The sequence below is a fragment of the Corallococcus sp. AB011P genome, from assembly GCF_003611605.1.
Lineage (GTDB): Bacteria > Myxococcota > Myxococcia > Myxococcales > Myxococcaceae > Corallococcus > Corallococcus coralloides.
Genome location: NZ_RAVX01000004.1, coordinates 167772 through 181661, shown reverse-complemented (window position 1 = coordinate 181661; position 13890 = coordinate 167772). Strand labels below are relative to the sequence as shown.

Genomic DNA, 13890 nt, shown 5'->3' with positions numbered 1-13890 from the left:
GCTCAGCGCACCTCCCAGCCCTCCGCGCCGCGGGCGTAGTGCTTGCCCGCGGGCAGCTGGCCGTAGAACAGCGCGTCCTTCATGCCCACCACCGACGTGCCGTCGAACAGGCCCACCTCGCCCTTGGCGGGGAAGGTGATGCCCAGAGACGCGGCCGTGAGCCGCACCGTCTGGCCCGGCGCCACCGTCGTGTTGCCCAGCACCGCGCCCATGGGGGCCTTCACGATGGTGGGCGCGTAGTCACCGCCCGCCAGGCTCACGCGCAGGTTCGTGGTCAGCGTCATGCCCTGGAGCGACACCGCCTGCGTGCCGTGGTTGGCCACCTCCACCCAGCCCTCGCGCGGGTCGAACGCCTCCATCACCAGCGTGGACCGAGCCGCCTTCAGCCGCTTCACCTCCGCCATCACGAACTCGCGGCGCACCTTCACGAAGCGCTTCATGTACGCCTTGCCCGCGCTGAACTTCGCGTAGTCCATGTACGGGTCCTGCTGCATGGACGCGTTGAGCAACGCATGGAGTTGGTCGATGTACGGGTCCATCACCTTCGAGGTGAAGACCTCGTCCAGCGCCTTGTCCAGCCGAGCCTCCAGGCGGGAGCGCAGCACGGGGTTCAGCACCACGCGCGTGCCCATGTTGGAGAACGTCGGCAGGTAGCCCGGGTAGCTCCCCTGTTCCAGCTTGCGCTGCTGGTACATCTTCTCCACCCAGCCATCCAGCAGCGTGAAGTTGAACAGCGGGTGCTTCATGTTGCTCGTGGAGGCGGACTGGTCCTCCACCGTGTTCGTGTACCACCAGCGCGCATCGACGTTGTTCAGGTCCCAGGGCACGTAGCGCCAGCGCCCGGTGATGTCGTCGTGCATGAAGTAGCTCTCGGAGTCCTCCACGAAGTTGTTGGACATCAGCGCGTCCAGCACCATGGAGCGCACGTAGGACTCAATCTCCAGGTTCTTCTCCAGCGCGGCCACCAACTGCGGCTCCGGCGTGTGGTTGATGACGTCCAGCACCTCCCACAGCGCGTCGTCGGGCTCGCTCTCGTTCGTCTTCTTCACCCAGTCGCCCTGGTAGGGCACCTTCCACGTCTTGAACTCCGTGTCCTTCCAGCCCGCGCGGTAGATGGACGCGTCGTCGTCCGGGAACTGCCTCGCCTTGAGGAAGGCCTTGTTGACCTGCTCCACCTCCAGGAACACGCCCTCGTAGTTCCCGTTCACGGAGAGCCGCACGAACGTCGCCTTCGACGCAGGCACCCGCATCGCCGCCAGCAGGTCGTAGGAGATCTTCTCCGCGATCATCGACGCGTCGGCGTACTCAGCGACGAGGTTGAGCGACGTGCGGCCCTCGAACTTGTCCTTGTCCGCGAAGCTGACGTTCCAGCTCTTCTTGTCGAAGAAACGCGCGGAGGCTCCGCGCAGCCGCACCTTCACCGGGAACGTCTTGCCGTTCGCCTGGAACGTCGCGTCCTGCTCCTCCGTCCACGGGTCGTTGATGAACTTCTCCAGCACCTCCGGAGGCATGATCAGCGCGTACTCCGGCACCGTCGTCTGGAGCTTCGGCAGCGTGTAGGGCCGCTCCACCTCCGGAATGGGCTGCGGATCCGTGCCGGCATCCGCGCTCCCGCCATCCACCGGGTCGGTGCCCGCATCCACGGAGCCGCCGTCGGAAGCCCCGGCATCCGGGGTGCCCGCGTCCGAGGAGCCCGCGTCAGGTGCACCGGCGTCCGGCGTGTTGGGGTCCGTGATGCCGGGGTCGGTCTCGGAGGGCAGTGGGTCATCGGGATTCGACGTTCCGGCACCACATGCCGCCAGCAGCATCGAGAGGCTGATCAGGAGTCGTAGGCGCATCATCGTCCGACCCTTGAGCAAGCCCCATGCCTCTCCGCCAGGACGGTGGAAGCCCCCGCCTGTCGTCTGCGAGGAAGTTCACGGGGGCGACGCATGGGCCCTGGATCACCCAGCGGAAGGAAAACTCTTTCCCTTCCCGGAATGCTCGCCTGCCCTCCCTGGGGGCCGCTGACGGACCGCGTGAGGGGCCGGCGCGGGCCTGCCCGCCTGCCCTCCGGAACAAAGAGCCAGGCGTCATCGCCCCCGAGGCGAGCAGCCGGGCAACGGCCACGGAACGCCGCGCTGTGCACGGACACGACCGCCGGACCTAGCTTTTCAGGAGCAGGCTGGAGGACGGCCCAAGTCCGTCAAGGGAGCGATGATGGAGTCCTGGAACCAGACCTCGACCGATGCCGTGCGCGCCCATGCGCCTTCCACGATGAACCGGCGCATCGACGCCCATGTGGAGTCGTGTGTCCGCTACATGGCGGAGCAGGGGGACCGCTCGGAGATGAGCCGGTACCTCGACAAGCTGGAGCACGAGTGGGACGTGCACCGGACGCTGGTCGTGAGCGTCCCCGCGATGGCGCTCGGAGGCCTGCTGCTCGGCCGTAGGTCCGGCCGGGGCTGGCGCATGCTCGGCGGCGTCACCCTGGCCCTGCTCCTCCAGCATGGCCTCACCGGCTTCGGGCCCCTCTCCGTGCTGGTGCGAACGCTGGGCGTGCGCACCCGCCGGGAGATTGACCTGGAGAAGTTCGCCATCAAGGCCCTGCGCGGGGACTTCGAGCGCATCCCCAACGACGGGGGGCCGCTGGCTCGAGCCAACGCCGCCCTCGTCGCCGCGCAGTCCTGACACGGGAGCGCGCCTCCCCGGGAAGAGAGAAGCGCGCCCCTTTCTTCAGTGCGCCATGGGCGTGGTGTAGCCGCCGCCCAGGGCAGGCATCAGCGCCGGGCCCGGAGTGGCGGAGCCCGGCCTGCGGTCGCCCCTGGTGTCGAAGAAGCCGTTGAGGCCGGCGACGCCGATGGAGAAGTTCGTCACCCAGCCCTCGTCGGGCATGCCCGCGGCGGCGTTGATGTCGAAGGGCCGCGCGAAGTGCAGGCGCAACAGCAGGGGCCCCAGCGACAGGTTGAAGCCGACGACGGCGTTGAGCACGCGGTGGTCCCACAAGTCCCTCGCGCTTTCGCCCACGCCGCCCATGTCCACCGCGGCGATGGCCTCCAGGTCGCTCAGGAAGGCCACCCGGATGATGTCGTTGAGGGGCAGCTGCGCCTCCAGCGTGGAGTAGACGAAGTGCTGGCCCAGGAGCCACCGCTCGTCGCCGAAGTTCACGCCGCGCAGGGTGTCGAAGCTGGACAGGTAGTAGGAGCGCGCGTAGCGGCCGCCCGCCGTGGTGCCCGCGCCCAGGCGCGCGAAGAAGTTGGTGCGTCCGTAGATGGGGAAGTACCGCTCCGCGTCCAGGCGCAGGTTGCCGTACGCCTGCCCGTCGAAGGGCTGCACGCCGACGGTGGCCTCCAGCAGCACGGAGCTGCCCGCGAGCGGCCCCGTCGCGTAGTGGTACTTGATGCTGTCGTAGCCGACGCGCCCGCTCAGCTCCGTCTGGAAGCGGATGTGCTGGTTGTCCGCGCGCCACGCGGACAAGAGCTCCATGTTCGACTCGTTGCGCTCCGGGAACGCCAGGTAGAACTCGCTGAAGTCATCCAGGAAGTACTTCGTGCCGCCGATGCTCAGGTCGCCCTGGAGGTAGAAGAAGGTGCTGAGCGGGTAGCGCAGGCTGCCCAACGCGCCGAAGTAGCGCTCCGACGACACGAAGAACGGACGCTGATTCGCCGGCAGGTTGTCGAACGTCTTGTCCACGCGGAAGCGCAGCGACTGGAACAGACCGGCGCCCCACGTCGTGCGCTTCTCGTCGTTGACGTAGAGCAGCAGGCCGTCCGTCAACTCGAAGGAGCCGTACACCGCCAGCGTCAGGACCATCTGGTGGTCGCGCAGCCGGTCGGACGCGGACGCGAACACCTGGCCCACGAAGCCGCCACCGCCCGCGCCCGCGAAGCCGAAGATGGGCCCCAGCTCGATGTTCTCCCGCGTGAAGGGCCTGTAGGCCTGCGCGTCGGTGAGGGGCCGGAGCGCCAGCGGTGAGGGCGGATCCGCCGCCGGCTCCTTCGCGCTCTCCATCGACAGCATGCGCGGCGGACGCAGGAGGGACGGCTTCCGCTCACCGCTCATGTGGAAGAGCATCCACAGGCCGCCGTCGGGGCCGGGGCCCGGTTCGAAGACGCCCGTCGTCAGGTCGGTGCGCCGCACGATGCGGCCATCCGCCAGCCGCTCGTGCAGGTCGGAGCTGCTCTTGTTGTAGGCGACGAAGAACACGCGGCCGTCCGGCAGCGCCAGCGGATCCGCCTCGTCGCGGTCCTCGCTGGTGAGGCGCTCGGCCTGTCCCGCCGGCGCGTCCGGCTTGATGCGGAAGAGGTTGTACTTGCGGTGCGACGTCGCGTCGGACGTGTAGATGATGCCGGACGGGCCCCAGGTGACCTGGCGCTCCGCGAAGACGTCATCGGTGAGCTTGCGGATCTTCGCGTCCTCGCCCTGCGTGAGGTCCACCAGGTACACGTCGCGCAGGCCCGCGTCGTTGATGCCGATGAACGCGATGTAGCGGCCGTCCGGGGAGAAGGCCGGCGAGTAGATGGCCAGCACGCCCTGCCTGTCGACGCGGTACGAGCGCCGGTCGCCCGTCTCCAGCTTCACGTTGAGGCCCACCTCCGTGCCGATGCCCGTGCGCACCGCCGAGCGCCGCACCAGCACGTCCGTGGCCCGCTTCTCGGAGAGGTGCACGTAGTCCTGCACGTACAGCACGTCGCGCCCGGTGCGCTCCGCCACGAACGCGACCTTGTCCTTGGTCAGCGCGAAGTTGCGGCCGGACACCGGGTGCAGGGACTCCACGCCCGGCACGCCGTCACCCGCCACCTTCACCGTCTTGCCCGGGGTGCGCGGATCCGTGAGGTACAGCCGGCTCTCGCCCGTCTCCGGAATGATGGTGCGCAGCGCCAGCACGTTGCCGTCCGGACCGCTGGCCATCGCCGTCACGATTCCCGGCGTCTCGCCCAGCGAGTCCAGCGCGGGCGCCGTCTGCGACGAGTCCAGGTACGTCTTGAACGCCCGGCGCTTGAGCCAGTTCTCGAATCGCGCGGAGATGCGCTTGGGGTCATCCCCCGTCAGACGCTCCAGCAGCTCCTCGAACTTGAGCGACGGGGAATCACGCGAGCCGCCCACCAGCCGGGGCGCCTCTTCCAGCAGCCGCTGGGTGATGCCCGCGCCGTACTCGTCCTCCAGGAACGCCACGCGCGCCTGACCGACCTTGTAGATCCACAGGTAGCCGTACGGCCCGGGGGAGAAGAAGTCGAGGAAGGCATAGCCCTTCATCAGGTCCGGGTTCACCAGCAGGTCCCGCACCATCATCTCCGCCTCGGGGTCCAGGCCGCGCTTGGCGTAGAACTCCGCCAGGCCTTCGATGAACCACAGCGGATAGCCGCCCAGCGGGTCGCCAAACGTCTTGGCCTGCTCGGCCACGGTGCGCACCTTCTGGATGGTGAACTGGTGCGCCAGTTCGTGCGTGCTGACCTCCTCGAAGAGGTGGTGGTCGCCCAGGTACGGCAGGGACAGCTTCAGGTCCTCCGTGGAGGTGACGCCCAGCGTGCCCTCGGAGACCGCGAACACGTTCGTCTGCAGGAACTCCGCGTAGCTGCTGTAGAGGATGTACGGGAACGTCTCCGTGGGCACGTACTTGAACTGATCCACCAGGTACCGGTACGCCTCCTCGATGATGGGCGCGGCCCGCTCGGCCACCTCGCGCTCGCGCTCGTAGAAGTAGAAGCGCACGCCGCCCGTCTTCGCGCCCAGGTCCTTCGCGTAGGTGTATTTGAATCCGCCGTCCGTGCTGCCTCCCAGCATCAGCGGCGCGCCGGAGAACACCGTGCCGCCGTCCTCGCTGGTGACACCCGCGAGCGCGCCCGCGTCGCCCACCGTGCCGCCGTCCGCCAGCGCCACCACACCCGGGGGCGGGATGCCGCCGTCGGCAAGGCCCGTGACGGTCGGAGGGATGCCGGCGTCGGACGCGCCCATGTCGAGCGCGATGCCATCGGCCGGGGGCTTCTGCTCACCCGGCGGCGCCATGGTCACGTTGCCGGAAGGGGTGACCTCCGGGCCGCCCGGCGGGGACTGCATGTCGCCCGTCTGGGACGACGTGGTGGGCGCCTGCGGATTGGCGCCGCCCTGGGTGCCGGGCGGGTTCTCATGCGCGGTGTGGTCCGCGGGCTTCGCCAGGCCGGTGGCGGCGGGACCTACGAGGATGTCGACATGCCGCCACTCGAACTCGTAGCTGTTCACGGGCGTCTTCCCCGCGCGACGGGGAACGACGAAGACCTGGGCCAGCGCGAGCTCCGGCAGGAGCAGGGCCAGCAGCACGGCGATCACGTGCGGACGGGGGTTCAAAAAGCACCTCGGTACGGCGAGGAGACAGGCTATCAGGGGCCTGGCGGAAGGCTCCCTCTCCCACCGGAAACGCACAAGCGGTCCTTTTGTTTCTTTGCGTTGCGGTGGACGTCCCGGCTCTTCTCCCTCTGTGCACGCCGGGGGGACTTGGCGGCGGTCGGGATGGCCCGGTATGGAGGAGGGAATGAATCGTCTTTCTCTCGTCGCTGCTACCGCGCTCCTCGCCTTCGGTTGTGGCAAGGACAGTTCCGACAACAAGGCCGAGTGTCAGCTTGAAGCCATCGACCTGCCCGGTTGTGACCGGTCGACGTTGAGTGTCGTCCAGGCGGAAGGCATCTGGAACACCAACATCAACCTGGATGACGGCTACTCGGGCCCGTCGTCCATCCGGTTCTCGCCCGGCGATCCGCTCCTCGTCGGCCTGACGATGACGACGAAGCAAATCACCCCGGACACCTTCTTCCTGACCAGCGACCTGGCGGGCGCCAACGGCTCGACGCTGCGCTACGCGTTCGCCGGCTGCAAGGCCTCCGGGCCGGGCGAGGTGCTGGGGGTGGTGCGCGTGTGCGGCAACGGCGAGATGTTGAGCCAGGGCACCTTCACCGCCAAGCGCGTCGCGCGCCGCGAGGGCGAGGCCGAGTCCGACCGCGTGGAGCTGCTGGGCCAGGGCGTGCTGCCCCGCGGCGCCGCCCGCGGCCTGTCGGTCGCGAACGGCTACGCCTACGTCATCGCGGGCAGCGAGGGCCTGTTCGTCTACAACGTGAAGGACCCCGCGCACCCGACGCTGGTGTCCGAGCAGAAGATCCCCACGGAGACGTTCACCAGCACGCTCATCAGCGGCACGACGCTCTACCTGGGCACCTACGCGACGGGCATCCGCATCTGCGACCTCGCCAACCCGGAGATCCCCACCTGCGACAAGACAGTGCTGGCGGACCTGCCGGTGCGCGTGGACGGCATGGTGAAGGACGGCAACCTGCTCTACGTGGCGTCGCCCCTGCCCAAGTCGGACATCGTCATCCTGGACGTGACCCAGCCGTCCGCGCCGACCCTCGTGGTGCGCTACTCGGTGGAGGGCGCCTCGCCCGCCCTGAGCGAGTACCCCTACGCCCTGGCGGTGCAGGACAACCGCCTGTACGTGAGCAACTGGAGCTACGGCATGACGGTGACGGACCTCGCGCCCCTGGCGACGACGGCGAAGTTGCCCAAGCTCCTGGGCCGCTTCGCCGGGCCCTCCACCAGCGCCCTGGCGGTGGGCAAGCTGGGGGACTCCACGGTCGTCTACCAGGGCTCTGACGCCTGGGGCTCTTCCATCCTGGCGCTGGACGCCACGAACCCGACGGCCATCGTGCAGCGCGGCGAAGTGCCGCTGCGGCCCGAGGCGACGCTGGCCGGCATGGCCCTGTCGGGCACCACGCTCTACGTGGCCAACTACCAGGACGGCCTGCGGGTGTACGACGTGGCCACGCTGGGAACGCCGAAGGCGGCCGGGTACTTCAACACCTGGACCGAGACGGACGCGGGCCGGGGCAAGAGCTACTTCGACGGCCTCCAGGGCGTTCATGTCGCGGACGGGCTGGTGTATGGGTGGGACACAACGCGCGGGCTGCTCATCTTCCGCCACACCCCGTGACGCCAAGGCTGTGTCATGACCCCGTTGAACGGATGTGGCCGCTGCCAGACCCTGCCCGAGACGCCGGACGCACCGGGGCGTCTCTTCCTGTGGCCGCCGCTGGGCCACAGCCTGGGCAAGCTGGTGGCCCACCTGCGTGATTCGGGGGGCACCTTCCAACTGCGCACCGACGTTCAGTGTGTCGTGGTGGGGATGGGGGAGGGCGGCCTGCGGAAGCTCTCCGCGAACCTCCCCAACGTGCTGACGGCGGAGGAGGTGCGGGGCACGCGCGCCCTCTTCGTCGAAGGCGACGGCGAGCCCGGCCTGGCGGACTTCCCGCGCGTGGACTCACTGCAGCGGCTCACCATGCTGCATCAGTCCGGGTGGCTGGTGGACATGCTGGCGGAGTCGCGGCTCACCACGTTCTTCCAGCCCATCGTCCACGCGCAGGACACCTCCCGCGTCTTCGCGCACGAGGCGCTCCTGCGAGGCCGTGACCGGGACGGGGCGCTGGTGCCCCCGAATCGGCTGTTCGACACGGCGCGCGAGGCGGACCTGCTGTTCCAACTGGACCTGGCCGCGCGCACCACCGCCATCCGCGAGGCGGTGCGGCACCAGCTGAGCACGCACCTGTTCATCAACTTCACGCCCACGGCCATCTACGATCCGGCCTACTGCCTGCGCTCCACGGTGGCGGCCATCCGCGAGTCGGGCATCCCGGAGTCGCACGTCGTCTTCGAGATCATCGAATCCGACCGGGCCGCGAACGCGGCGCACCTGCGCGCCATCGTGGACTTCTACCGCGCGGCGGGCTTCAAGGTGGCGCTGGACGACCTGGGCGCGGGCTACTCGTCGCTGAACCTCATCCACCAGCTCCGGCCGGAGTTCATGAAGCTGGACATGGAGCTGGTGCGGGGCGTCCACGCGGACCCCTACAAGGCGTCCATCGTGCAGAAGCTGCTGGAGATCGCCCGGCAGCTCGGCATCCAGACGGTGGCCGAGGGCATCGAGACGCCCGAGGAGCTGTCCTGGGTGCGCCGGCACGGGGTGGACTTCGTGCAGGGCTACCTCATCGCGAAGCCCGCGGGCGCACCGGCGAGCACCACCCCGCGCATCACGGATTGAGCAGGGAGTTGGACGTGCCCGAGCGCTCCAGGCTCGCGGCGCGCGCCAGCCGCAGCTCATTGCCCGCGCTCTGCAGGGCGATGCGCGCGGCGTAGATGTCCCGGCGGTTGGCGGCATCCCGGGCATAGGCGATCTGCGCGCGGATGCGCTCGGCCTGGACCACGACGCCGCCCTGCCCGAAGGCCGATGCGCTCTGGCGAACGACCGAGAAGTCCTCGTCGGCGATGTCGAGGGCGTTGTCCACGTCCAACTCGCCCTGCTCCAGCGCCTGATCCGCCGCGAGCATCCACTGGCCGCCGGATTGGATGCGTGCCAGCCGCTGCTGCCGAGCGCGCTCGGCCTCGTAGGCGCGCTGCTCATGCGTGTCCACCTGGGTCTGCACGGCCTGGGTGCGCTTGGTGGCGCGTGTGTCGCGGGCTTCCATCTCCTGCTCCAGGTCCGCGATGCGCTGGCGCAGACGCGTCACTTCCTCCTTGGCAGCGGCGGTGTCCTGCGGCGTCTGGGCCTGTCCCTGCGCTCCCTGGGGTGCCTGTGCTGGCGCCGTCGTGCCCGACGGAGCGGTGGTGCCAGTTCCCGCCGTACCCGCGCCACCTGTCGCGGGCGGCGTGACGGATCCGGTTCCTGGAGTGCCAGCCGCACCCATGCCGCCCGTCGCGGAGGGCGGTGTGGCGGTTTCGGTTCCAGTCGTACCGGCCGCACCCGCGCCGCCCGTCGCGGTCCCCGGCTCCTGCACCGTCACGCTTGATGTATCCAGCGGTGCCTCGCCCGTGCCACCCGGAGCGACGTTGCTCGGAGCCGCGGAGGAGGTCGCGCCGGTGTCATAGGCGCCGCCGCCGAAGCCAGGGGCATTCGCCTCCGTAGTGCCAGAGGCCGGCGCGGTCCCCGCGGCACCCGCGCCCGTGGCGGGCTGCCCCGCGGTCGTTCCACCCGTGGTCGAAGGCGTTCCGGCCGCTCCCGAACCCGTGGCGGGCTGCTCCGTCGGGCTCCCAGCGGTGCCAGCGCCTCCCGTGCCCGTCTGGGGCTGCGCGGCCTCCGTCTCGGTCGCCTCACCAGCGGCGGGCTGCTGCTGCTCGAAGACGGTGGGGACGGGCGGCGGCACATACGTCTGGGACTGCTGGACCGCGACCTCGCCCGAAGTGACCGGCGGGTTGCCATCGGGCATCAGGGGTGTCAGCGAGTAATAGCTGCCCTCGGTCGGATCCGACGGGGCCTGGATGACGTAGCCCTGCGGAGGCCGCGCACCATTCCGGTCGTCCGCGGCCTGCTCATAGGCATCCTGCAGGGCTGCGGCGGCGGGGTCCCTCACGGACGGATCTTCCGGAGGCAACGGCTCCGGGTCGTACGCCTGACCCATGCTCAATCCCGCGACGATGGCGATCCAGAGGCGCATGCCCTGAAGATGTCCACGCGCCAACGCTCGCACATCACCACCAGCGCCCCTCCGCCCGCTCCCCCGCCAGGAGGACGGAAAGGGCTCAAGCCTTCGAGCGCCGGGCCAGCAGCTCGTCCGCCGCGCGCCGTCCCGTCTCGAGCGCACCATGCACGGTGTCCTCATCGCCGCCCGCGTGCGTGGCCTCGCCAGCGAAGAAGAGCGTCCGGCCCACGGGCCTCGCTAGCGCTCCGACGGCGTCCATCGCGCCAGAAGGGATGACCGCATAGCCGCCGCGCGTGTACGGCTCGGTCTGCCAGTCCTGCACGTGCCACGCTTCCAGCCGCGCGTTCAGCTCCCGCACGGAGAGATGGAAGAGCTGTGACAGCCCCTGGAGCGCGCGTCCCAGCACCGCCTTCTCGCTCGAGCGGGACAGCGACGCGGCGGCAGGGCCTCCACTCCAGCCCACCAGGTGCCGCGTGCGTCGGTGAGGCGACAGCGTCCACCACGTGGGGAACGCGGAGGCGGGCACGTGGAAGAAGCCGAAGCGCGCGGTGGCCTCCTGCTCGCGCCAGAACGCCGTGCGGAAGCGCAGGATGACCTTCACCAGGGAGCCCATCGCCAACCGGTTCCAGGCCCGCTCCTGCTCCCGCACGCGAGGCACGAAGCGCACGGCACCCGGGGCGGGCGGCTTCGCCTGCAACACACCCACGGGAAGCGTCACCACCGCATGCTCCCCCCGGAACGTCCCGAGCGGAGTGCCCTGCCGGGTCCGGGCCCGTACGAGGACCGAGCCCGGCCTCCAGCGCACCTCCTCGGCCACGGCGTTGAGGAACAGCGTGTCCGGCTTCGCGAGCAGCTTCGCGGCCATCGCGTGCGGCACGCGGTCATACCCCTCCAGCACGCGCGAAGGCGTGGTGCCCCCGGACGTGTCAGCGGTCCGCTCCATCCGCGCGATGGCGAGCGTGCTCGCGACGTCCGGATCCGCCGCGTAGAAGCCCCGGACATACGAGCGCGCCATCGCGCACACGACGGGCGGCCACCGGTGGATGCGCGCCTGCTCCGCCACCCACGCCGCCATGGGGCGGTCCGGTCCCTTCGCGGACATCAGGGGCTCCTGGAACGCGAAGGCGTCCTCTCCATCACCCAGCTTCCCGCGCCACAGGAGCGCATGCGTGTCGTTGCATGGGCTCACCGTCAGGCCAGCCCGGTGGATGCGCCTGATCAGCCTGGCGGGCTTGCCATGGACGAACTCAGCGCCCAGCTCCAGGGGCACGTCCGCCACCGTGTCCCGGAGCGTCGCCACGCGGCCGCCCACGCGGTCGCGCGCCTCCAGCACGATGACCCGCAGGCCCTTGCTCATCAATCGTTCAGCCGCGGCGAGCCCCGCGGCGCCGGCCCCCAGGATGACGACATCCGCCTCGTGGTCCATGCCGCTCCTGCTTCCGCCGCGCGGAAGCGCCCATCACGGAAGACGCCCGCGGCCCGCCGACGAACGGAGGGCCGCGAGCCGGGGTTCCCCTCCCGTGCGGGAGAGGAACAGGGGAGGGGAGTGGCGGCGGTGCTAGTAGGTCTTCGGCGAGCTGCTGGAACCCGTGTTGGAGCCCGTGTCCGGGTTCATCGTGGAGTCGTTGCCGGTGCCCATGCCCTGGTTCTTGTCATCCATGCCCGAGCCGCCCGTGCCCTCGTTGATGGACGAGTCCGGCGCCATCGGGTCGGTGCCCGAGCCGCCCGTGCCCGAGCTCGGCGAGATGCTGGTCGCCATGTTCTTCTCGTCCTTCACCTGGAAGCTGGCGCGGACCTCCTGGCCCTCCTTCAGGCTCTTGGCGTTCTTCATGCTCGGGTCGGTGAACTGCGTCTTGCTGTCGATGTCCAGGGGCACCACCGCGCCGCTGGCGCTGCTGATGTAGACCTTCTTGCTGTCGCTCTTGACGACCTTGCCCGTCAGCTCGTTCGAGCCCGTCATGCTCGACGAACCCATCGTGTGCGCCGAGGACGACCCCGAGCCGCCCGTGCTCTCGGAGGAGCCCTGCATGCTGCCGGACGACGTCGACGGCTGCTGCGAGCCCTGCGTCGCGCTTTCCTGGGCAAAGGCCACACCCGAACCCAGCAGCGCCACGGATGCGAAAACCCCAATGAGCTTCTTCATGGAATCTCTCCCGGATGATGTGTGAGTGGGACGGGGTGGCCCCTCGGGCCCCCCGCTGGGAAAAAGCTAGGGGTGGTGGGCGTGGAGGACAGGCCGGAGGGGGAAGACCGCGTGCGTGCCCGTTCGGTCCCCGGCCCGTGGGGCGTGGTCCGCGCCCGACAACCGGCGCTCCGGCCGCCGGGAGGGGTGCTTGAAGCCGATTCCGGATTCACCTAGCGTGCTGGGGAAAGAGCGGAGGCTGGCCGCATGGCCTGCTCCCCGCCAGGAGACCGTGACCTCGATGCCCCCGCCCGCCAGGCCCTCTGCGCCGCAGCCCCAGCCCCAGGAATTGCCTGTCCCGTCCTATCCCGCCGTCGAGACCTTCATCGAGAAGGCCTCCGCCAGCGACGTCCAGGCGCTCTTCGCGCCCGTCAAGCAGGGGCTCGCCGAACTCAAGGGCCCCCGCGCGGAGATCGGCAAGAAGGCCCAGGCTGCGATCGCGCGGTCCGAGGAGCTGCTCGGCATGCTCGTGGACGTCCGCGAGAAGCTCGTCGCCGAGTCGAAGCAGTCCAAGGGCCGGAAATAACGGGCTTTTCGGGAGCCCGGACGATTTCTTGTCACCAGCAGGCAACCGGCGGCTGGCTCCCCCGATAATCCATTGAAAGAGCCGAGGGATGATCCCGGGCTCCCCTTTTGAATCAACGCTGGCACCAGCGCGGAGGCTGAAATGAGCAAGATCGACAGCGGCATGATGGGTCCGAACCTGCGCATGAACACCCAGATGACCACGGCTCGGCAGACGCCGAACACGAGCTTCGGTGCGCGCGTGCAGAACGGCCTGAACAGCACCGTCGGCGCCGTGGGCGCGGGCGTGGGCGCGGTGGCGGGCTTCGTTCCCGGCGCGGGCATCGTCTCCGCCGCCGTCTCCTCCGCGCAGACCTTCTCCGGCGCCTCCGGCTCCGGCATGCAGGGCGGCCCGTACGTGGGCGTGATGAACACGGGCGCGGGCGCGGTGCCCTCCACCAACCTGCCCGGCGTGGGCGGCTCCGGCCTGCCCTCCACGGGCGGCTCCACCTCGCTGGGCACCAGCGTTGGCACCAGCTCGGGCGGCAGCGTGGGCGACCAGCTCAACACCAACGGCTCGCTCAAGTCGATGATGGACGACAACGTCAAGCTGCTGAACATGCAGTCCGCCATGCAGCACGAGTCGCAGCTCTTCACGGCGGTTTCCAACGTGATGAAGTCGCGGCACGATACGACCAAGAACTCCATCGGCAACATCCGCTAGTCTTCACGGACAGCGGAATCTGACCGGTGCAAGGAAGGCGGCCCTCGACGGCCGCCTTCAGTGCT

General features: G+C 69.6%; 10 protein-coding genes. 5 read left to right on the top strand and 5 right to left on the bottom strand.

All coding sequences use genetic code 11. The features are described from left to right. Nucleotides 1-2: 2 nt before the first annotated feature. Nucleotides 3-1841, bottom strand: coding sequence for a CotH kinase family protein (locus D7X30_RS14080; RefSeq protein WP_120563433.1), 1839 nt, complete (start codon nt 1839-1841; stop codon nt 3-5). A gap of 358 nt (nt 1842-2199) precedes the next feature. Here D7X30_RS14080 and D7X30_RS14075 point away from each other — a divergent pair, with 358 nt between their 5' ends. Next, nucleotides 2200-2670 (top strand): hypothetical protein, encoded by a 471-nt coding sequence (locus D7X30_RS14075; protein ID WP_120563739.1) that lies wholly within the window; start codon nt 2200-2202, stop codon nt 2668-2670. Between the two features lie 45 nt (nt 2671-2715). Here the strand turns inward: D7X30_RS14075 and D7X30_RS14070 are convergent, their stop codons facing one another. Further along, the gene (locus D7X30_RS14070; protein WP_120563432.1) at nt 2716-6303 is read right to left on the bottom strand and encodes a PD40 domain-containing protein; all 3588 of its coding nucleotides are present in this window, start codon (nt 6301-6303) and stop codon (nt 2716-2718) included. Between the two features lie 184 nt (nt 6304-6487). Between D7X30_RS14070 and D7X30_RS14065 the strand changes: the two genes are divergently transcribed. Together D7X30_RS14065 and D7X30_RS14060 are read left to right on the top strand one after the other, a co-directional pair. Continuing rightward, nucleotides 6488-7936, top strand: coding sequence for an LVIVD repeat-containing protein (locus tag D7X30_RS14065; RefSeq protein WP_158619262.1), 1449 nt, complete (start codon nt 6488-6490; stop codon nt 7934-7936). A 15-nt stretch (nt 7937-7951) separates the two neighbouring features. Next, complete coding sequence (locus D7X30_RS14060) at nt 7952-9040, top strand: EAL domain-containing protein (protein ID WP_120563430.1); 1089 nt, start codon at nt 7952-7954, stop codon at nt 9038-9040. Here the strand turns inward: D7X30_RS14060 and D7X30_RS14055 are convergent. The 3 genes from D7X30_RS14055 to D7X30_RS14045 form a co-directional block, all read right to left on the bottom strand. Continuing rightward, on the bottom strand, nt 9030-10430 hold the full coding sequence (locus D7X30_RS14055) for a hypothetical protein (protein WP_120563429.1): 1401 nt from the start codon (nt 10428-10430) through the stop codon (nt 9030-9032). The two genes, D7X30_RS14060 and D7X30_RS14055, sit on opposite strands and share 11 nt — an antisense overlap. 85 nt (nt 10431-10515) lie before the next feature. Beyond that, nucleotides 10516-11841, bottom strand: a complete 1326-nt coding sequence (locus D7X30_RS14050; RefSeq protein ID WP_120563428.1) for an NAD(P)/FAD-dependent oxidoreductase — start codon at nt 11839-11841, stop codon at nt 10516-10518. A 132-nt stretch (nt 11842-11973) separates the two neighbouring features. Further along, nucleotides 11974-12558 carry a hypothetical protein gene (locus D7X30_RS14045; RefSeq protein ID WP_120563427.1) on the bottom strand — a complete coding sequence of 195 codons (585 nt, stop codon included), beginning with the start codon at nt 12556-12558 and terminating at the stop codon, nt 11974-11976. 280 nt (nt 12559-12838) lie between these two features. On the opposite strand from D7X30_RS14045, the gene D7X30_RS14040 reads away from it, so the two are divergent. After that, on the top strand, nt 12839-13123 hold the full coding sequence (locus tag D7X30_RS14040; protein WP_120563426.1) for a hypothetical protein: 285 nt from the start codon (nt 12839-12841) through the stop codon (nt 13121-13123). A 141-nt stretch (nt 13124-13264) separates the two neighbouring features. Beyond that, entirely contained in the window at nt 13265-13825 is a 561-nt protein-coding gene (locus tag D7X30_RS14035) for a hypothetical protein (RefSeq protein WP_120563425.1), read from the top strand. Nucleotides 13826-13890: the final 65 nt, after the last annotated feature.